Origin of the sequence: Archangium gephyra, assembly GCF_042230915.1 — a bacterium.
GTDB lineage: Bacteria > Myxococcota > Myxococcia > Myxococcales > Myxococcaceae > Archangium > Archangium gephyra_B.
The window spans coordinates 6,666,200-6,687,712 of sequence record NZ_CP102578.1 but is presented as its reverse complement, the minus strand read 5'-3'; the positions used below and the strand labels follow the sequence as shown (position 1 = coordinate 6,687,712).

Below are 21,513 nucleotides of genomic sequence, written 5' to 3'. Positions count from 1 at the left end.
CAAGGTGGATCCGGCGGACTCGGGCCCCGTGCCCATCGGCCGGGCCATCCCGGGTGCCCGGGTGTACGTGCTCGACGAGCGCCTCCAGCCTGTCCCCATTGGCGTGCCAGGCGAGCTGTACGTCGGCGGCGCTGGCGTGGCGCGCGGCTACCTCGGGCGGCCCGAGCTCACCTCTGAGCGCTTCGTGGCCGATCCCTTCGACACGAGCCCCGGCGCTCGGCTGTACCGCACGGGCGATCGCGTGCGCTGGCGGAAGGACGGGGTGCTCGAGTTCCTCGGACGCCAGGACGGGCAGGTGAAGGTGCGGGGCTTCCGCATCGAGACGGGTGAGGTGGAAGCGGCGCTCGCCGCGCACTCCGGGCTGCGCGAGGTGGCGGTGGCCGCGCGCGAGGACGGACGGGGCGGCAGGCGGATCGTGGGCTACGTCGTGCCCCACCAGCGCCCGGGCCCCACGGCGGACGTGCTGCGCGCCTTCCTCCGCGAGCGGCTCCCCGAGTACATGGTGCCCTCCGCCTTCGTGGAGCGCGAGGCCCTGCCGCGCACGCGCAACGGCAAGGTGGACGTGGCTGCGCTGCCGGCTCCGGAGCTCCAGCCCGCGGCCCGGAGCGCGGCGTACGTGGCACCGCGCAACGAGCTGGAGACGCAGCTCGCGCGCATCTGGTGCGAGGTGCTCGGCGTGGAGCGCGTCGGCGTGGACGACAACTTCTTCGAGCTGGGCGGGGACTCCATCCTCAGCATCCAGATCGTCACCCGGTCGGGCCGGGCCGGCATCGAGCTGTCGCCGCGCCAGGTGTTCCAGAACCCCACGGTGGCCCGGCTCGCGGCGGTGGCGAACACGCGGCTCGCCGTGCAGGCCGAGCAGGGACCGGTGACGGGCCCGGTGGCGCTCAGTCCCATCCAGCGCTGGTTCTTCGCGCAGTCGCCCGCCGAGCCCCACCACTGGAACATGTCGCTCCTCCTGGAGGTGCGCACGGCCCTGGACGCGGCGGTGCTGGAGCGCACGCTGGGGCTCGTGGTGGAGCACCACGACGCGCTGCGCCTGCGCTTCGCTCGCACGGAGCAGGGCTGGCGGCAGGTGTGCGCGGCCCCGGGCGAGCCCGTGCTCCTAGAGCGCGTGGACCTGTCGGGCGTGGCTCCCGAGGCCCGGGCCGCGGAGCTGGAGCGGCGGGCCACCGAGGCTCAGGGCTCGCTCCGGTTGGAGGAGGGGCCGCTGCTGCGGGCGGTGCTGTTCGACATGGGGGTGGGACAGTCCGGGCGCCTGCTGCTCGTGCTGCACCACCTGGTGGTGGATGGCGTCTCCTGGCGCATCCTCCTGGAGGATCTGCTGGTGACGTACCAGCGGCTCGCGGCGGGCGCTCCGGTGGCGCTGCCGCCGAAGACCACCTCCTTCCAGGCCTGGGCCCGGGGCCTCTCCGAGCACGCGCGCTCCGCCAAGCTGGACGCCGAGCGCTCCTGGTGGCTGGCGCGTCCCTGGGCCCGTGTCACGCGGCTGCCGGTGGACTCGCCGGGAGGGGAGAACCTCGAGGGCTCGGCCCGGAGCGTGAGCCTGTCCCTCACCGCCGAGGAGACCCGCGCGCTGCTGCAGGACGTGCCGCGCGCGTACCACACGCAGATCAACGACGCGCTCCTCACCGCGCTCGCGCGGACCGTGGGGCGCTGGGCCGGCAACCCGCTGGTGCTGGTGGACGTGGAGGGCCACGGGCGCGAGGAGCTGCTCGCGGGCCTGGATGTCTCGCGCACGGTGGGTTGGTTCACCACGTTCTTCCCGGCGCTGCTGGAGGCCCGGGACGCCGCTGGTCCCGGTGAGGTGCTGCGGGACGTGAAGGAGCAGCTGCGCGCCGTGCCGTCCAAGGGCATGGGGTACGGGCTGCTGCGCCACCTGGGCGAGGACGCCGCGCTGGCGGGGCTTCCGCGGGCCGAGCTGAGCTTCAACTACCTCGGACAGGTGGACGGGGCGCTGAACGGGAACGGGATGCTCGCGCTCGCGCCCGAGGGCATGGGCCCGCAGCGGGGGCCTCGCATCCGCAGGCCCTACCTGCTCGACGTGGTGGGCGCCGTGGTGGGCGGCCGCCTCCAGATGACGTGGACGTATGGGGAGTCGCTCTACCGCCAGGAGACCGTCGGGAAGCTCGCCGCGGACTTCCTGGAGCGCCTGCGCGAGCTGATCGCGCACTGCCAGTCCCCCGAGGCCGGAGGCCACACGCCCTCCGACTTCAAGTTGGCCAAGGTGAAGCAGTCCCAACTCGACAAGCTTTCCGCCCGGTTCGGCAAGAAGACCCAATGAGCGACAACATCGAGAACCTGTACCCGCTCTCCCCGCTGCAGCAGGGGATGCTCTTCCACGTCCTCCAGGAGCAGGGCTCGGGTCTGTACTTCAACCAGCTCTCCTGCGAGCTGCGCGGTGCGCTCAATCTCCCGGCCTTCACCGAGGCCTGGCGCCGGGCGGTGGCGGCGTTCCCCATCCTCCGCACCGCCATGGTCTGGGAGGACGTCGACGAGCCCCTCCAGGTGGTGCTCAAAGAGGTGGACCTGCCGCTCGAGCAGGAGGACTGGCGCGGGACTCCCGCCCCCGAGCAGGAGGCGCGCTTCACCGCGTGGCTGGAGGCGGATCGCCGCAGGGGAGTGGAGCTCGGCACGCCGCCGCTGCTGCGCCTGTCGCTGCTGCGCACCGGGGACTCGGCGTACCGCTTCGTCTTCAGCCACCACCACATCCTGCTGGACGGCTGGTCCGTTCCCCTCCTCATCAAGCAGGTCTTCGTCCTCTACGAGAGCCTCGTCCGGGGTCTCCCTCCGCGCGTGGAGCAGGCGCGGCCCTACGGCGACTACATCGAGTGGATCCAAGAGCGCGGGCTGGAGGAGTCCGAGCGCTTCTGGCGCCGCTCGCTCGCGGGTTTCTCCGAGCCCACCGGGCTGGGGCGGGGATTCCCCGGGGCGTCGCCCGCGTCCGGCCGTGCCACCCGGCGGATCCACCTGTCCGCTTCCACCACCGAGGCGTTGAACGCACTCGCACGCCAGCAGGGGCTCACGCTCAACACCGTGGTGCAGGGGGCCTGGGCGCTGCTGCTCGGGCACCATGCGGGGACGAGGGACGTCGTCTTTGGCACCACCGTGTCCGGCCGTCCCCCGGAGCTGTCCGGCGTGGAGGGCATGGTGGGCCTGTTCATCAACACGCTGCCGGTGCGCGTGCGGCTTCCCGGCGGCGAGCCGCTCGTCGAGTGGTTGAAGGGGCTCCAGGCATGGCTGCTGGAGATGCGGCAGCACGAGCACTCGCCGCTGGTGAAGGTGCAGCGCTGGAGCGAGGTGCCCGCGGGCACGCCGCTCTTCGAGAGCCTGGTCGTCTTCGAGAACTACCCGGTGGATGCGGCGCTCACGGCCTCGCTGCCCTCGCTGGAGGTGCGCGACGTGCGCGCCGTGGAGGAGGACCACCACCCGTTGACGCTGGTGGCCGTGCCGGGGCGCGAGCTGCGGTTGGAGCTCGCCCATGAGCGCGCCCGCTTCGACGTGGAGCATGTCGACGGGATGCTGGGACAGTTGCGCCTGCTGCTCGAGGCCATGGCCTCCCGGCCGGAGCAGCGGTTGCGCGAGCTGTCCCCGGTGGACGCGGCCGCACGCCAGCGGTTGCTGAAGGAGTGGAGCACCGCGGGAGGTCCGTCCACGGAGCCCGCCGTGCTCCATCGCCTCTTCGAGGAGCAGGTGGCGCGGACGCCGGACGCGGAGGCGCTCGTCTTCGGAGCCGAGCGGCTCACCTATGCGGAGCTGGACGCGCGGGCCAACCAGCTCGCGCACCACCTGCGCGGGCTCGGTGTGAAGGCCGAGTCCCGGGTGGTGCTGTGCCTGGAGCGCTCCGCGGAGCTGATCGTCTCGATGCTGGGCGTACTCAAGGCCGGTGGCGCGTACGTGCCGCTGGATCCGGCGTGGCCGGCGGCGCGGCTCCAGTCGCTGGTGGAGGACTGCGGTGCCGCCACGGTGCTCGTGCAGTCGAGGACCTCGGCCTGGCTGGAGGGGAGGGTGGTGCCGCGCGTGGTGTTCGACGCGCCAGCGGACCTCGAGGCGCTCTCCCGGGCCTCGCGGACAGCTCCCGAGGTGGAGGTGCACCCCGAGCAGCTCGCGTACATCATCTATACGTCGGGCTCGACGGGTCGGCCCAAGGGCGTGCTGGTGGAGCACCGCAACGTCTGCAACACCGTGCGGGTCTCTCGCTGGGCCTGGGCGGTGGGTCCGGGCAAGCGGGTGCTGCAGTTCGCCTCGGCGAGCTTCGACGCCTCGGTCTCGGAGATCTACGGCGCCCTGCTCGACGGCGCGGCGCTGGTGGTGGCCTCGCGCGAGGCCATCCAGCCCGGACCGGATCTGGCGCGGCTGCTGCGCGAGCAGCGGATCCACGCGGCGATGTTGACGCCCTCCGTCTTGGAGGTGACTCCCGCGGAGAATCTGCCCCTGCTGGAGACGGTGATGGCGGCGGGCGAGGCCTGCAACCCCGGGCTGACGAAGCGCTGGGGCACGGGCAGGCGCTTCATCAACGTGTACGGGCCGACGGAGATCACCATCTGCGCGACCCTGGCCGATTGCGTGCCGGGTGCGCCGGTGACGCCGCTCGGCCCACCGATCGGGGGTGCCCGGCTCTACGTGCTGGACGCGGACCTGCGTCCGGTGGCCCAGGGCGTGCGCGGTGAGCTGTACGTGGGAGGTGCGGGCGTGAGCCGGGGTTACCTCGGGCGGGCGGAGCTGACGGCCGAGCGATACGTGCCGGAGCCCTTCAGCGGAGAGCTCGGGGCCCGTATGTACCGAACGGGCGACGTCGTGCGGTGGATGCCGGACGGACAGTTGGAGTTCTTCGGCCGCGCCGACGAGCAGGTGAAGGTGCGCGGCTTCCGCATCGAATTGGGGGAGATCGAGGCCGCGCTGCGTGCCGAGCCCTCGGTGGGCGAGGCGGTGGTGGTGGTGCGCAAGGGCGCCCAGGGCGAGTCGAAGCTGGTGGCGTACGTGGTGCCAAATACCTCTCCAAATACCCCTCCAAATACCCCTCTCCCCCCGGGAGAGGGACGGGGTGAGGGTGCTACGGCTCCCAGGTTGGATCCCTCCCATCTGCGCGCCTTCCTGAGTCAGCGCCTGCCCGAGTACATGGTGCCCGCGGCCTTCGTGCCGCTCGAGGCGCTGCCGCTCAACACGAGCGGCAAGGTGGATCGCAAGGCGCTGCCCGCGCCGGAGCAGACCCGCGAGGTCCCCGATGGCTACGAGCCGCCGCGCACCCCGGCGGAGCGCACGTTGGCGGAGGTCTGGGCCCAGGTGCTCGGGCACGAGCGGGTGGGCATCCATGACGATTTCTTCGAGCTGGGCGGCGACTCCATCCTCGCCATCCAGATCATCTCGCGGGCCTCGCAGGCGGGCGTCCACCTCACCGCGAAGCAGCTCTTCTCGCACCGGACGATCGCGCAGCTCGCCGCGGTGGCGGGCTCGGCGCCCGGGGTCACGGCCGAGCAGGCGCTGGTGACGGGGCCGGTCGTCCCCACGCCCATCCAGCGCTGGTTCTTCGAGCAGGAGCGGGTGAATCCGCACCACTACAACCAGGCGCTGCTCTTCGCCCTGCGCGAGCCGTGGGACGTGGCCCTGCTCGAGCAGGCGCTCCAGCACCTGAGCCAGCACCACGACGCGCTGCGCCTGCGCTTCTCCCGGAGCAGCGAGGGCTGGAGCCAGGAGCATGGCGGCCCCGAGGGCCGTTTCCCGCTGGAGCGGGTGGAACTCTCCACGCTGGAGCCGGCGGCGCGCCGCACGGCCCTGGAGTCCCATGCGGCTCGGATGCAGGCCTCGTTGGGGTTGAGCGAAGGGCCCCTCGCGCGCGCGGTGCTGTACGAGCTGGGAGCGGGAGAGCCTCGGCGGCTGCTGCTGGTCATCCACCACCTCGTGGTGGACGGCGTCTCGTGGCGGGTGCTGTTGACGGACCTCCTCACGGCGGGGGCGCAACTCCGTGCGGGTGGGCCGGTGCAACTGCCGCCGAAGACAACCTCCTTCCAACAGTGGGCGGAGCGGCTGGAGTCGTATGCCCAGACGCCGGCCGTGCGGGAGGACGCGGGGTACTGGCTGGGCCTGCCCTGGGAGCGCGCCTCGCGCCTGCCCGTGGAGTTGCCCGGAGGCGAGGACACCGAGGGCTCCGCGCGGCTGGTGCAGGTGGAGCTCGACGCGGAGGAGACGCGGGTGCTCCTCCAGGAAGTGCCTCGTGCGTGGCGCGCGCGCGTGGAGGAGGTGCTGCTGGCCGCGCTGGTGGAGTCCTTCCGGCGCTGGACGGGTGCGTCCTGCTTGCAGGTGGACCTGGAGGGCCACGGGCGCGAGGACGTGCTCGAGGGCGTGGACCTGTCGCGCACGGTGGGCTGGTTCACCAGCCTGTACCCCGTCCTGTTGGAGGCGGGGGATGGCCAGACGCCCGAGTCGGGGCTCCGGACCGTCAAGGAGACGCTCCGCCGCGTTCCCCGCCGGGGCCTGGGCTTCGGTGTGCTGCGCTACCTCTCGAAGGATGAGGCGCTGGCCGCCCGCCTGCGTGCGCTCCCGGCCGCGGAGGTGTCGTTCAACTACCTGGGGCAGCTCGATCACGTGTTGCCCCCCGAGTCGCCGCTCGCGCTGACCTCCGAGTCCGTGGGGCCCACGCAGGACCCGAGGTCCCTCCGCTCCCACCGGATCGGCGTGAATGCCCTCGTGTCCGGAGGCCGCCTCCAGATCTCCTGGGCGTACGGCGAGCACGTCTACCGGAAGGAGACGCTGGAGTCCCTGGCTCGCGGCTTCGTGGACGCCCTGCGAGCCCTGCTCGCTCGCTGCACCGCGGAGGACGCGGCGAGCCTCCTCACGCCGTCCGACTTCCCGCTGGCACCGCTCGGGCAGACACAGCTGGATGGGCTGGTGGTGCGCGTGGCCCGGGGTGGCGCGCGCGGCGCGCGGAACCTCGAGGATCTGTACCCGCTCTCGCCCCTCCAGCAGGGAATGCTCTTCCACGTCCTGAGCGAGCAGGGCGAGGGCATGTACTTCAACCAGCTCGTCTGCGAGCTGCGCGGGACGCTGGACCTCTCCGCCTTCGCGCGAGCCTGGCGGCAGGTGGTGGACGCGCACCCCATCCTCCGGACGGCCATCGTCTGGGAGGGTGTCGACGAGCCCCTCCAGGTGGTGCTGTGCGAGGCGGAGCTGCCGATCATCCAGGAGGACTGGCGTGAGGTGCCGGTGGCGGAGCAGCAGGCGCGCTTCACCACGTGGCTGGAGGCGGATCGCCGCCGAGGCTTCGAGCTGTCCTCGCCGCCGCTGTGCCGCCTGGCCCTGCTGCGCACCGGGGACGCGGTGTACCGCTTCGTCTTCAGTCACCACCACCTGCTGCTGGACGGGTGGTCCGTCCCCATCGTCATCAAGCAGGTCTTCGCCCTCTACGAGCAGCTCTCCCGGGGGCAGGCGCCGAGGCTGGAGCAGCCGCGGCCGTATGGCGACTACATCGGCTGGCTCCAGGCGCGGAACCTGGAGGAGTCCGAGCGCTTCTGGCGCCGCTCGCTCGCGGGCTTCTCCGAGCCCACCGAGTTGGGACGCGGCACCGCGAGCCTGGAGGGCACCGCGGCCGGCCGGGGCACGCGGCAGATCCACCTGTCCGCCGCCACCACCGAGGCGCTGAATGCGTTCGCGCGCCAGCAGGGCCTCACGCTCAACACCGTGTTGCAAGGGGCCTGGGCGCTGCTGCTCGGGCACCATGCGGGGACGAGGGACGTCGTCTTCGGTACCACCGTGTCCGGCCGTCCCCCGGAGCTGCCCGGCGTGGAGGGCATGGTGGGCCTGTTCATCAACACGCTGCCCGTCCGCGTGCGGCTTCCCGGTGGCGAGCCGCTCGTCGAGTGGCTGAAGGGGCTCCAGGCGTGGCTGCTGGAGATGCGGCAGCACGAGCACTCGCCGCTGGTGAAGGTGCAGCGCTGGAGCGAGGTGTCCGCGGGCACGCCGCTCTTCGAGAGCCTGGTCATCTTCGAGAACTACCCGGTGGATGCGGCGCTCACGGCCTCGCTGCCCTCGCTGGAGGTGCGCGACGTCCGCTCGTTGGAGTCGGATCATCACCCGCTGACGCTCATCTCCTCGCCCGCGCGTGAGCTGCCGCTGCACCTGGCCTACGACGTGGCGCGCTTCGACGCGGAGCATGCCGGCCGGCTCCTGGGGCAGTTGCGCCACCTGCTGGAGTCCATGGTGGCCCGGCCCGGGCAGCGGCTGGGCGAGCTGTCCCCGGTGGACGAGACCGAGCGGCACCGGCTGCTGCGGGAGTGGAGCGGGGTGGGGGTGGCCGCGGTGGAGACCGGGCTGCTGCACCGGCGCTTCGAGGAGCGGGCGGCGGCGGCCCCGGAGGCGGAGGCGATCGTCTTCGGGAATGAGCGGCTCACCTACGGGGAGCTGGAGGCGCGGGCCAACCAGCTCGCGCACCACCTGCGCGGGCTTGGCGTGAGGGCCGAGGACCGGGTGATGCTGTGCCTGGAGCGCTCCCCGGAGCTCATCATCGCCATGCTGGGCGTGCTCAAGGCGGGCGGTGCGTACGTGCCGGTGGATCCGGCGTGGCCGGCGGCCCGGCTGCGCTCCCTGCTGGAGGACAGCGGCGCGTCCGCGGTGATCGCCCAGGAGCGGACGGCCGCGTGGCTGGAGGGACAGGGCGTGCGGCGGGTGCTGCTCGACGCGGAGGCGGAGCGCGAGCTGCTCGCACGTGCGCCGAGGACAGCTCCCGGGGTGGAGGTGCACCCGGGGCAGCTCGCCTATGTCATCTATACGTCGGGCTCGACAGGCAGGCCCAAGGGCGTGCTGGTGGAGCACCGGGGCGCGAGCAACACCGTGCGGGCCTCGCGAGAGGCCTGGGCCATCGGGCCGGGCAAGCGGGTGCTGCAGTTCGCCTCGGCGAGTTTCGACGTGTCCGTCTTCGAAATCTTCGGCGCGCTGAGCGACGGTGCGACGCTGGTCATGGCTTCGCGCGAGGCGTTGATGCCGGGCGCGGATCTGCTGCGCGTGCTGCGCGAGGAGCGGGTGACCACGGCCGTGCTCACGCCCTCCGTCCTGGAGGCGACGCCCGTCGAGGCGCTGCCCGCCCTGGAGTCGATGATGGTGGCGGGCGAGGCTTGCGGCTCGAGGTTGCCGAGGCGTTGGGGCGTGGGGCGGCTCTTCGTCAACGCATACGGTCCCACGGAGATCTCCATCTACGCGACCCTGGCGAAGTGCTCGCCGGACGCGGCGGTGGTGCCCATTGGAGGACCGCTCGCTGGGGCGAGTGCCTACGTGCTGGACGCGGAACTGCGCCCGGTGGCGGTGGGCGTGCGGGGAGAGCTGTACGTGGGCGGAGAGGGCGTGACCCGGGGCTACCTGGGGAGGCCGGAGCTGACGGCCGAGCGCTTCATTCCGGATCCGTTCAGAGGGGTTCCCGGTGCGCGCATGTACCGGACGGGAGACGTGGTCCTGTGGTTGCCGGACGGGCAGTTGGAGTTCCTCGGCCGCGCGGACGAGCAGGTGAAGCTGCGCGGGTTCCGCATCGAGCTGGGGGAGATCGAGGCCGCCCTGATCGCGGAGCCATCGGTAGGCGAGGCGGTCGTCGTGCTCCGCAAGCGGGCGGGAGGCGAACCGTGGCTCGTGGCCTACGTGGTGCCAATATCCCCTCTCCCTCCGGGAGAGGAGCCCCCCGTCGTTCAAAGGGGGGGCAAAGCCCCCCGGGGTGAGGGTGCCACGGTTCCCAGGTTGGACCTCGCCAGCCTGCGCGCCTCCCTGACTCAGCGCCTGCCCGAGTACATGGTGCCCTCGGTCTTCGTGCCGCTGGAGGCGCTGCCTCGCACCACGAGTGGCAAGGTGGAGCGCAAGGCCCTGCCCGCGCCGGAGCAGGCACGGGAGACGTCCACCTCGTATGAGCCGCCTCGCACGCCGGAGGAGCGCGCATTGGCGGAGGCCTGGGCGCAGGTGCTCGGGCATGAGCGGGTGGGCATCCACGACGACTTCTTCGAGCTGGGCGGCGACTCCATCCTCGCCATCCGGATCATCTCCCGGGCCGCGCAGGCGGGAGTGCACATCACCGCGAAGCAGCTCTTCTCCCAGCCGACGATTGCCCGGCTCGCCGCGGTGGCGGGTTCGGCGTCCGGACAGGCCGCGGAGCCGGTGGCGCGAGCGCGGGCCTCGGAGGGCCGGGAGCGCTTCACCCCGTCCGATTTCCCGCTCGTGAAGCTCGGCCAGGTCGAGGATCTCTACCCCCTCTCTCCGCTCCAGAAGGGGCTGCTCTTCCACGTGCTCCACGCGTCCAGCGCGGACATGTACCTCAACCAGCTCTCGTGGGAGCTGGAGGGCCCGCTGGATGTCACCGCCGTGGCGCGTGCGTGGCAGGAGACGGTGGCCCGTCACACCAGCCTGCGCACGGGGTTCCTCTGGGAGGGCCTGGAGGAGCCGCTGCAGGTGGTGATGCGGGATGCGCAGCTCCCCATCCGCTCGGAGGACTGGCGTGACGTACCGCCCTCGGAGTTCGAGGCGCGGTTCGCCGAGTGGATCGCCGCGGATCGGCGCCGGGGTTTCGAGCTGGAGCGGGCTCCCCTGCTGCGGCTCGCCCTGCTGCGGGTCGGCGAGCGGGCCTGGAGACTCGTACTCAGCTACTCGCACCTGGTGCTGGATGGCTGGTCCATGCCCTTGATGCTGCGAGAGGTGTTCGCTCGCTACGGGGCGCGGGTGCTCGGCGCTCCGCGGAGCTGGGCGGAGGCGCCCGCGTACCGGGACTTCATCGCCTGGTTGCAGCGTCAGGAGCTGGGCGCCGCCCGGGAGTTCTGGCGCGAGTCGCTCGCGGGCTTCACGTCTCCCACGCAGGTGGGCGTGGATCGCGGCCCCCTTCCAGGCGGCGTGCCCGTGCGCCGGGAGCGGCGGGTCCGTCTGGAGGCCGGGCAGGTCGCGGCGCTCCAGGAACTCTCGCGCCGGCAGAAGGTCACCCTGAGCACGTGCCTCCTGGGCGCCTGGGCGCTGCTGCTGCGCCACCACGGCGGAGAGGACGACGTGGTCTTCGGCAACACCGTCTCCGGCCGTCCGGCGGCGCTGCCGGGCGTGGAAGAGACGATCGGGATGTTCATCAACACGCTGCCGGTGCGCGCGCGTGTGGCCCGGGGCAAGCCCGTGGGCGAGTGGCTGCGGGAGCTGCAGGGCTGGCTGCTGGAGATGCGGCAGCACGACTACAGCCCGCTGGTGGAGGTGCGGCGCTGGAGCGAGGTGCCGCCCGGGGCGCCGCTCTTCGAGTCGCTGGTGGTGGTGGAGAACCTGCGGGTGGACGGCGCGCTGGAGGGCGAGCTCGGGAAGGGGACCGGGTTGGAGATCCGGGATCTGCGCAGCTTCGAGCTCGACAGCTTCCCGCTGGTGCTGATCGCGGATCCCCACGAGGGATTGGAGCTGCACCTCTTCCATGACGAGCGCCGCATCGACGGGGCGGACGCGCAGCGGCTGCTGGAGCACTTCCAGCGCCTGCTGGGGGCCCTGGCGGAGTCGGCGGAGCGCCCGGTGGAGGAGCTGTCCCCGCTGGGCGAGGCGGAGCGTCAGCGGGTGCTCCGCGAGTGGAACGCGACGGCGGTGGCGCGCGAGGGAGGCGCGGGACTGGCGGCGCTCTTCGAGGCGCAGGTGGCACGCACGCCGGAGGTGCCCGCGGTGGTGATGGGGCCGATGGGGCTCACGTACCGGGAGCTGGACGCGCGGGCCAACCAGGTGGCGCACCGGCTGCGGCGGATGGGCGTGGGCCCGGACGTGCGGGTGGGCCTGTGCGTGGAGCGCTCGCTGGAGCTGGTGGTGGGCCTGTGGGGAATCCTGAAGGCCGGCGGTGCGTACGTGCCGTTGGATCCGGAGTACCCGGCCGAGCGGCTGCGCTACATGCTGGAGGACTCGGGGGCCGGGGTGGTGGTGACGGCGGGAGAGGCCGCCGGAGGGCTGGTGGGGCCCGGGCAGCGGCTGCTGCGGCTGGATGCCGGGGTGGAGTCGTTGCACGGGGAGCCGGAGACGCCCGTGCCGGGAGGCGCGGGGTCGGAGCACCTGGCGTACGCCATCTACACCTCGGGCAGCACGGGCCGGCCGAAGGCGGTGATGGTGCGGCAGGGGGCGGTGGCCAACCTCGTCGAGGCGCTGCACGGCGCGGTGTACGCGGGGCTGGAGCCGGGGCGGCGGGTGAGCGTGAATGGCTCGGTGTCCTTCGACACCTCGGTGAAGCAGCTCTTCCAAGTGTTGCGCGGGCATACGTTGGAGCTGACGCCGGAGCTCGTGCGCTTCGACGGTGAGGCGCTGCGCGGCTACCTGGAGCGGCAGCGGGTGGACGTGCTCGATTGCACGCCCTCGCAGCTCCAGCTCCTGGTGGAGACGGGCTGGCTGGAGGAGGCCTCGCGGCCGGTGGCCGTGCTGGTGGGCGGCGAGGCCATCTCCGAGCCGCTGTGGCGGCGGTTGGGGGCCTCGCGCGCGGTGCGGGCCTTCAACGTGTATGGCCCCACCGAGTGCACGGTGGACGCGACGGTCTGCCCCATCACGCCGGAGCGGTTGCGTCCGGTGCTGGGCGGGCCCATCGAGAACGTGCGGCTGTACGTGCTGGATCGGCACGGGCAGCCGGTGGGCATAGGCGTCCCGGGCGAGCTGTACATCGGAGGAGCGGGACTGGCGCGCGGGTACCTCGGGTGTCCGGACGCGACGGCCGAGCGCTTCGTGCCGGATGCGTTCGGCGGAGTGCCGGGCGCGCGGCTGTACCGCACGGGGGATCGAGCGCGGTGGCTGGCGGACGGGACGGTGGAGTTCCTCGGGCGCGTGGACTTCCAGGTGAAGCTGCGTGGCCACCGGATCGAGCTGGGCGAGGTGGAAGCAGCCCTGCGCGAGCAGCCCTCGGTGCGCGACGCGGTGGCCGCCGTACGCGAGTACGGGCCGGGAGACCAGCGCTTGGTGGCCTACGTGGTGCCAATCTCCCCTCTCCCCTCGGGAGAGGGACGGGGTGAGGGTGCCACGCCCCCCGGGTTGGATCCCTCCAATCTGCGCGCCCAACTGCGCCAGCGCCTGCCGGAGCCCATGGTGCCCGCGGCCATCGTCGAGCTGTCCGCCTTCCCGCTCACGCCGAGCGGCAAGGTGGACCGCAAGGCGCTCCCGCTGCCGGGAGTCCTCCAGGGGAGCGCGGGCTTCATCGAGCCGCGCACGGACACGGAGCGGAAGCTGGCGGAGCTGTGGTCGCGCACGCTGGGCGTGGAGCGCGTGGGCGTGACGGACTCCTTCTTCGAGCTGGGAGGACACTCGCTGCTGGCCACGCAACTGGTGTCGAGGGTGCGAGGCACCTTCGGGGTGGAGCTGCCGCTGCGCGCCGTCTTCGAGGAGCCCACGCTGGAGGGGCTCGCCCGCCGGGTGGAGGAGGCGCCGCGGCGTCCCACGGGCGCGGCCGCACCGCCGCCGCTGGTGGCGTACCGGGGCCCGGAGGAGGAGGTCCCGCTCAGCTTCGCCCAGCAGCGGCTGTGGTTCATGGAGCAGCTCCAGTCGGACAGCACGGCGTACAACATCCCCTATGCGCTGCGGCTGGAGGGCCGGTTGGAGCGGGAGGCGCTGGAGCGCGCGCTGGAGGAGGTGGTGCGCCGGCACGAGGTGCTCCGGGCCACCTTCAAGAGCCGTGAGGGCGAGCCGGTGCTGCACCTCGCCGAGCCGCCGCGGCTGCCGCTGGCGCCAGTGGACCTGTCGGAGATGGACGCGGAGCAGCGGCGCGGGGCGGTGGAGTTCTTCGCCTCCGAGGAGTCGTCCCGGCCCTTCGAGCTGTCGCGGGCCCCGCTGCTGCGGGCGACGCTGCTGCGGCTGGGGGAGCGGGAGCACGTGCTGCTGGTGACGGTGCACCACATCGCCTTCGACGGCTGGTCCACGGGCATCCTCTTCCGGGAGCTGGCGGCGCTGTACGACGCCTTCTCGCGAGGGCAGCCGAGCCCGTTGCCGGAGCTGGCGCTGCGGTACTCGGACTACGCGAGGTGGCAGCGGGGGTGGCTGAAGGGCGAGGCGCTGGAGGCGCAACTGGCGTACTGGAGGAAGCGGCTGGCGGGCAGTCCGCCGGTGTTGGAGCTGCCGCTGGACAAGCCGCGTCCGGCCCAGAGGTCCGCGCGTGCGGGCCGGGTGCCGGTGGTGCTGGCGCGCGAGCCGAGCGAGGCGCTGGAGGCCCTGGCGCAGCGCGAGGGGTGCAGCCTGTTCATGGTGCTGCTGGCGGGCTACCAGGCGCTGCTGGCGCGCTGGTGCGGGCAGGAGGACGTGGTGGTGGGCACGCCGGTGGCGGGGCGCACGCGGGCGGAGGTGGAGGGGCTGATCGGCCTCTTCGTCAACACGCTGGTGCTGCGCACGGACGTGAGCGGGGCGCCGACGTTCCGGGAGTTGCTGGAGCGGGTGCGCGAGGTGGCGCTGGGGGCGTACGCGCACCAGGACGTGCCCTTCGAGAAGCTGGTGGAGGAGCTGAGGCCGGATCGGGAGTCGGGGCACTCGCCGCTCTTCCAGGTGCTGTTCGTCATGGAGAACCTCCCGGCGCGCGAGGTGGCGCTGCCGGAGCTGAAGCTGTCGCCGGTGGAGCAGGAGGGCGTGGAGGCGAAGCTGGATCTGACGTTGGGCTTCACGCGGACGCCGGAGGGGCTGCGGGGCGTCTTCCTGTACGACGCGGCGATCTTCGAGCCGGAGACGATCCAGCGGCTGGCGAGGCACCTGGAGACGCTGTTGGTGGCGGTGGCGCGGGCGCCGGACGTACGGGTGGGGGCGTTGGAGTTGCTGGTGGGGGAGGAGCGGGCCCGGGTGTTGGAGCAGTGGAGCCGGGGGCCGCGCGTGGAGGGGGCGGTGGAGGGGTTGGGCCGGGTGCTGGAGCTCCAGGCGGCGAGGACGCCCGAGGCGGTGGCGGTGGAGGGCAACGGGCAGCGGCTGAGCTACCGGGAGCTGGAGGCGAGGGCGCGGAGTCTCGGGTACCGGCTGCGGCGCGAGGGCGTGGGGCCGGAGGTGCGCGTCGGCGTGCTGCTGGAGAAGAGCGTGGAGGCGGTGGTGGCCTTCTGGGGCATCCAGAAGGCGGGGGGCGTGTACGTGCCGCTGGAGGCGGTGCTGCCCGCGGAGCGGCTGGAGTGGATGGCTCGGGACGCGGGCGTGCGCGCGGTGGTGACGCTGCGGGGCCTGGAGGCGCGGTGCCGGTTGCCCGAGGCCGTATCCGTGGTGCGGCTGGAGGAGCTGGAGGAGACGGCGGGCGCGCTGGAGGCGGGAGTCGAGCCGGGCAATGCCGCCTATATCCTCTATACGTCGGGCAGCACGGGGCGGCCCAAGGGCGTGGTGGTGACGCACGAGGGCGCGTGCGATCTGGTGCGTAGCAAGGCGCGGGCTTTTGGGGTGGGGGCGGAGAGCCGGGTGATGCAGCTCGCGTCGCTGGGCTTCGATGCCTCCATCTGGGAGTTCCTGCTGCCGGTGTCGGTGGGCGCGGCGCTGTACGTGCCCGCGGGCGGGAGGGTGCCGCTGGGCGAGGAGCTGCGGCGCGAGCTGGTGGAGGGCGCGGTGACGGTGGTGACGCTGCCGCCCTCGGTGCTGGCGCTGCTGCCCCAGGAAGGGCTGGAGAACCTGGAGGTGGTGAAGTCCGTGGGCGAGGCCTGTCCTGCCGGGCTGGTGGAGCAGTGGGCCCCGGGCCGGCGCTTCATCAACGGGTACGGGCCCACGGAGGTGACGGTGTGCGCCACGTGGGAGGAGTGCGCGCCAGGCGGAGGCCGGCCGGGCATTGGCGGGCCGCTGGGCAACGTGCGCGCCTACGTGCTGGACGGGGCGATGAGGCCGGTGCCGCCGGGAGTGTCCGGAGAGCTGTACCTGGGAGGCCCTGGGCTGGCGCGGGGCTACGTGGGGAGGCCGGAGCTGACGGCGGAGCGCTTCGTCCCGGATGCCCTCAGTGGCGAGCCGGGAGCGCGGCTGTACCGCACGGGGGACGTGGTGCGGTGGAGGGCGGACGGGCGGCTCGACTTCCTGGGCCGCGTGGACGCGCAGGTGAAGGTGAACGGCGTGCGCATCGAGCCGGGCGAGGTGGAGGCCGCGCTGCGGGAGCTGGCCGGGGCGAGGCAGGCGCACGTGAAGGCGTGGAAGGGCCCCTCGGGCGAGTCGCGGCTGGTGGCGTACGTGGTGCGGGGAGAGGCCACGCCGCGCGAGGAGCGGGACGTCCGCACGCTGCTGCGTCAGCGTTTGGCGGAGGTCATGGTGCCCTCGGCCTTCGTGTACCTGGAGGCGCTGCCCCTGACGTCCAGTGGCAAGGTGGATGGGCGGGCGCTGCCCGCTCCGGAGGAGGCCCGCCCGGCGGGGAGCGCCCTCGTCGCGCCAAGGAATGAGCTGGAGCGCGCGCTGGCGCACATTTGGGAGGAATTGCTCGGGGTCGAGTCGGTGGGCGTAACGGACTCCTTCTTTGACCTGGGTGGGCACTCGCTGCTGGCCACGCAGCTCGTGTCGCGGGTGCGCCAGGAGCTCGGGGTGGAGGTGCCGCTGCAGGCCGTCTTCGATGCACCGACCCTCGAGGCCCTGGCCGCGCACCTCACCGCGGTGGGTAGGGCGCCGGCCGAGGCTGCGCCCCTGGTCCGGGCGGAGGACACGGACGGACCGCCGCCGCTCAGCTTCGCCCAGCAGCGGCTGTGGTTCCTGGAGCAGCTGCAGCCGGGGAACACGGCGTACAACATCCCCGTGGCGCTGCGGCTGGAGGGCCCGCTCGACACGGCGGCGCTGGAGCGCGCGCTGGAGGAGGTGGTGCGCCGGCACGAGGTGCTCCAGGCCTCCATCGAGAGTCAGGGGGGCGAGCCGGTGCTGCGCTTCTCCGGGCCCTTGCGGCTGCCGCTGGCGCCGGTGGACCTGTCGGAGATGGACGCCGGGCCGCGGAGCGAGGCGGTGGAGCGGCTCGCCTCCGAGGAGTCGTCCCGTCCCTTCGAGCTGTCGCGGGGGCCGTTGCTGCGGGCGACGCTGCTGCGGCTGGGAGCGCGCGAGCACGTGCTGCTGCTGACGGTGCACCACATCGTCTTCGACGGCTGGTCGGCGGGCATCCTCTTCCGGGAGCTGGCGGCGCTGTACGACGCCTTCTCGCGAGGGCAACCCAGCTCGTTGCCGGAGCTGCCGCTGCGGTACGCGGACCATGCGCGTTGGCAGCGGGAGTGGCTGAAGGGCGAGGTGCTGGAGTCGCAGCTCGCGTACTGGAGGAAGCGGCTGGCGGGCAGTCCGTCCCTGCTGCGGCTTCCCATGGACATGCTGCCTGCCCCGGCCCGGACGCCGAGGGCGGGCCAGGTGCCGGTGGCGCTGTCGCTCGAGCTGAGCGAGGCACTGGAGTCCCTGGCGCAGCGCGAGGGGTGCAGCCTGTTCATGGTGCTGCTGGCGGGCTACCAGGCGCTGCTGGCGCGCTGGTGCGGGCAGGAGGACGTGGTGGTGGGCACGCCGGTGGCGGGGCGCACGCGGGCGGAGGTGGAGGGGCTGATCGGCCTGTTCATCAACACGCTGGTGTTGCGCACGGATGTGAGCGGGGAGCCGACGTTCCGGGAGTTGCTGGCGCGGGTGCGCGAGGTGGCACTGGGGGCGTACGCGCACCAGGACGTGCCCTTCGAGAAGCTGGTGGAGGAGCTGAAGCCGGAGCGGGAGTTGCGGCACTCGCCGCTCTTCCAGGTGATGCTCGTGCTCCAGAACACGCCGGGCCACGAGGTGTCCCTGCGGGAGCTGAAGCTGTCGCCGGTGGAGCGGGAGGGTCCGGCGGCGAAGCTCGAGCTGACGTTGGGCTTCGCGCGGACACCGGAGGGGCTGCGGGGCGCGTTCTCCTACAACGCCTCGCTCTTTGAACCGGAGACGATCCAGCGCCTGGCGAGGCACCTGGAGACGCTGTTGGCGGCGGTGGCGCGGGCGCCGGAGCGGCGGGTGACGGACGTGGAGCTGCTGTCCGGCGAGGAGCGGGCCCGGGTGCTGGAGGAGTGGAGCCGGGGGCCGCGCGTGGAGGGGGCGGTGGAGGGACTGGGGCGGGTGTTGGAGCTTCAGGCGGCGAGGACGCCCGAGGCGGTGGCGGTGGAGGGCAACGGGCAGCGGCTGAGCTACCGGGAGCTGGAGGCGAGGGCCCGGAGTCTCGGGCACCGGCTGCGGTGCGAGGGCGTTGGGCCGGAGGTGCGCGTCGGCGTGCTGCTGGAGAAGAGCGTGGAGGCGGTGGTGGCCTTCTGGGGCATCCAGAAGGCGGGCGGCGTGTACGTGCCGCTGGAGGCGGTGCTGCCCGCGGAGCGGCTGGAGTGGATGGCTCGGGACGCGGGCGTGCGCGCGGTGGTGACGCGGCGCGGGTTGGAGGGCAGGTGCCGGCCGCCGGAAGGCGTGCCGGTGGTGGTGCTGGAGGAGGTGGGCGAGGACGCGGGCCCGCTGGAGAGCGGCGTCCGCTCTGGCAACGCGGCCTACGTCCTCTACACCTCCGGCAGCACGGGACGGCCCAAGGGCGTCGAGGTGACGCACGAGGGCGCGTGCGATCTCATCCGGGGGAAGGCGGGGGAGTTCGGAGTGGGGGCGGAGAGCCGGGTGATGCAGTTCTCGTCGCTGGGCTTCGACGTGTCGCTCTGGGACTACCTCTTGGCGCTGGCGGTGGGCGGGACGCTGTACGTGCCGGCGGGAGGCAAGGTGCCGCTGGGTGAGGAGCTGCGGCGCGAGCTGGTGGAGGGGAAGGTGACGGTGTTGGCGCTACCGCCCTCGGTGCTGGCGCTGTTGCCGGACGAGGGGCTGGAGCACCTGCGGGTGGTGATGGTGGCGGGAGAGGCGTGCCCGCGGGAGTTGGTGGAGCGGTGGGGCAGGGGCCGGCGTTTCGTCAACGGGTACGGCCCCACGGAGGTGTCGGTGCTCGCCACCTGGGAGGAGTGCGTCCCGGGCGAGAGCCGTCCGCCCATCGGAAGGCCGCTGGCCAACACGCAGACCTACGTGCTGGACGGGGCGATGAGGCCGGTGCCGCCGGGAGTGTCCGGAGAGCTGTACCTGGGAGGCCCTGGGCTGGCGCGAGGCTACGTGGGGAGGCCGGAGCTGACGGCGGAGCGCTTCGTGCCGAACCCCTTTGGCCGAGAGCCGGGCGAGCGCCTGTACCGCACGGGGGACGTGGTGCGGTGGAGGGCGGATGGGCGGCTCGACTTCCTGGGCCGGGTGGACGCGCAGGTGAAGGTGAACGGCGTGCGCATCGAGCCGGGAGAGGTGGAGGCGGCGCTGCGGGAGCTGGCGGGCACGAGGCAGGCGCACGTAAGGGCCTGGAAGAGTCCCTCGGGCGAGTCGCGGCTGGTGGCGTACGTGGTGCCCACGTCCCCGGCTCCTCCTACTGCGCCCATATCCCCTCGCCCACCGGGAGAGGGACGGGGTGAGGGTATCTCGTCCCCCGGGTTGAACCTCGAGGCCGTGCGTACCTGGCTGAAGCAGCGGCTGCCGGAGTACATGCTGCCGTCGGCCTTGGTGGTGCTGGAGGCGCTGCCCCTGACGTCCAGCGGCAAGGTGGATGGACGGGCCCTGCCCGCGCCCGGCGAATCGCGCCGGGAAGGCCGGGCCTGCGTCGCACCGAGGGACGAGCTGGAGCGGGAGCTGGTGCATGTCTGGGAGGAGGTGCTCGGGGTGAAGGCGGTGGGAGTGACGGACAGCTTCTTTGAGCTGGGCGGACAGTCGCTGCTGGCGGTGCGGCTGGTGGCGCGGCTGAGGGAGCGGCTGGGACACACCGTGCCGCTGGCGGCGCTCTTCGAGGGGCCCACCGTCGAGGGGCTCGCGGCCCGGCTGCGCGCGGGGCTTCCCGCCTCCGTGCATGGCAACCGGGTGACGCTGCAACCCGAGGGCACGGGCACGCCCACCTTCTGGGTGCACCCGGTGGGGGGCAACGTCCTGTGTTACGCGGAGCTGGCGCGGCGCCTGGGCCCGGGGCGTCCCTTCCATGCGTTGCAGGCCACGGGGCTGGATGGGAGCGAGGCTCCCCTCACGCGCGTGGAGGACATGGCTCGCCGGTACGTGGAGCAGGTGCGCGCCGTGCAGCCCGAGGGCCCGTACCTCCTCGGAGGCTGGTCGCTGGGCGGGACGGTGGCCTACGAGATGGCGAGGGAGCTGCGGCGCCAGGGGCAGGAGGTAGCCCTGCTGGTGCTGCTCGACAGCTTCGCGCCCGCCGGGCAGCCCATGCCGGAGCCGGACTCGGCCACGCTGCTGGCGGGTTTCGCGGCGGACCTGGCCCGGAGCGCGGGACGTGAGCTGTCCCTCATGCCCGAGTCCCTCGCGGGCTTGTCCTCCGAGGAGCAACTGCGAGCGCTCTGGACGCATGCCCGCGAGGCCGGGCTGCTGCCTCGTGGGGCGGGCCTGGAGGAACTGCGGACGCTGCTGGAGGTGGCCGGGGCGAACCTGCGCGCCGTGGCCGGCTACAGCCCCGAGCCCTATGAGGGGCGGATGGTGCTGCTCCGGGCGCGTGACGCGCGGAGGGGCGCCGGGGTGGAGCCTACGCACGGCTGGGGGCGGCTCGCCGCCTCGGGGCTCACCGTGGAGGACGTCCCGGGCGACCACCACGGGGTGCTCCAGGCGCCACACGTGGGCGAGCTGGCGGAGCGGCTCGCGCGCTGGCTGGCGGAGGCGGAGCGGGCGGAGTCAGGGCGTGGGGAGCGCGGCACGGGTTGAGACCTGGGGCGGAGGCGGGGCACCCGGGGGAGGGGCGAAGGCATCCACCACCCCCTGGGCCACCGCCGCCGCGAAAGCCTCCAGGGTGCGCTCCTCGCGCCAGCGGGCCACCTCCTCGAAGTCGAGCGCGTGGTGCGTCTCGATGATGACGGAGGGCATGGGCGGCTTGCGCAGCACGAAGATGCGCTGTCCCGGCAGGTGCCGGCTCACGAAGGTGCCCGGCTGCTCGGAGTCGGGGGCGTAGAGGCCCACGTAGTCCTCGCCGCCGTAAGGCAGGAAGCCCGCGTCGCCCATGCGCCGGGCCAGCGCCCGGGCGAGGGTGAGCCGCCGGGACAGCAGGGGCTCGGCGATGTCGTCGGCGTAGAGCACGCTGTACCCGGGGGCCGCGTCGTTCCTCAGGCACCACTGATCCGGCGCTCCTCGCCACCAGCTCGTCTCGCCGCGTGAGTCCGAGTGGATGCTCACGAAGAGCTGGGCTCGCCAGCGCTCGGCCTCCTCGAGCCGGGTCTGGTACGTGGGCCGCTCTCCGGGCTTCCGGCTCAGCTTCACCTGGAAGTGCCCGGTGGCCTCCAGCCGCTTCGCCAGCTCCTGGGCGACCCGGAGCGTATGGGCCTCCTCCGGCTCGCAGGTGACGGAGGTGTTTCCCTCGTTCCCGGGCGCGCCGTGTCCCGCGTCCAGGTAGAGGCGCTTCTTCCCGAAGCCCCGGGGGAACTCCACCTTCGCCACCGTGAGGGGGGCGCTCGCGGCCGGCCAGCGGGGTGGCGCCTCCGGTGCTGGGACGGCGGGGGCGGCGATCACCACGGAGGCGGGGACTGTCTCGGAGGGAGGGGGCGCGGCGCGGGCCTGCTCCTCGCATCCGGCGGACAGGCCCAGGATCAGGATCAGCGGCCAGGGGGGGCTCTTCGGCAT

The 21,513-nt window shown here is 73.0% G+C and carries 3 protein-coding genes (1 of these 3 running past the window's edge); 2 read left to right on the top strand and 1 reads right to left on the bottom strand.

Features of this window, described 5'->3' with window-relative positions; all coding sequences use genetic code 11:
- Both NR798_RS26110 and NR798_RS26105 read left to right on the top strand, forming a co-directional pair.
- A protein-coding gene (locus NR798_RS26110; RefSeq protein ID WP_375765213.1) for an amino acid adenylation domain-containing protein crosses the window boundary here: on the top strand, window positions 1-2,284 show its 3' portion. Its footprint begins 9,047 nt before the window's first position; only the last 2,284 of its 11,331 coding nucleotides appear in the window; its start codon lies beyond the left edge, outside the window; its stop codon occupies window positions 2,282-2,284.
- Window positions 2,281-20,604, top strand: a complete 18,324-nt coding sequence (locus NR798_RS26105) for a non-ribosomal peptide synthase/polyketide synthase (protein WP_375765212.1) — start codon at window positions 2,281-2,283, stop codon at window positions 20,602-20,604. The genes NR798_RS26110 and NR798_RS26105 overlap by 4 nt, the downstream gene beginning before the upstream one ends.
- Here the strand turns inward: NR798_RS26105 and NR798_RS26100 are convergent.
- Entirely contained in the window at window positions 20,575-21,513 is a 939-nt protein-coding gene (locus tag NR798_RS26100; protein ID WP_375765211.1) for an N-acetylmuramoyl-L-alanine amidase, read from the bottom strand. The two genes, NR798_RS26105 and NR798_RS26100, sit on opposite strands and share 30 nt — an antisense overlap.

Coding starts and splice junctions, on each gene's coding strand:
- NR798_RS26100 (WP_375765211.1), bottom strand. CDS start 21,513: ATGCCGAAGAGCCCCCCCTGGCCGCTGATCCTGATCCTGGGCCTGTCC.
- NR798_RS26105 (WP_375765212.1), top strand. CDS start 2,281: ATGAGCGACAACATCGAGAACCTGTACCCGCTCTCCCCGCTGCAGCAG.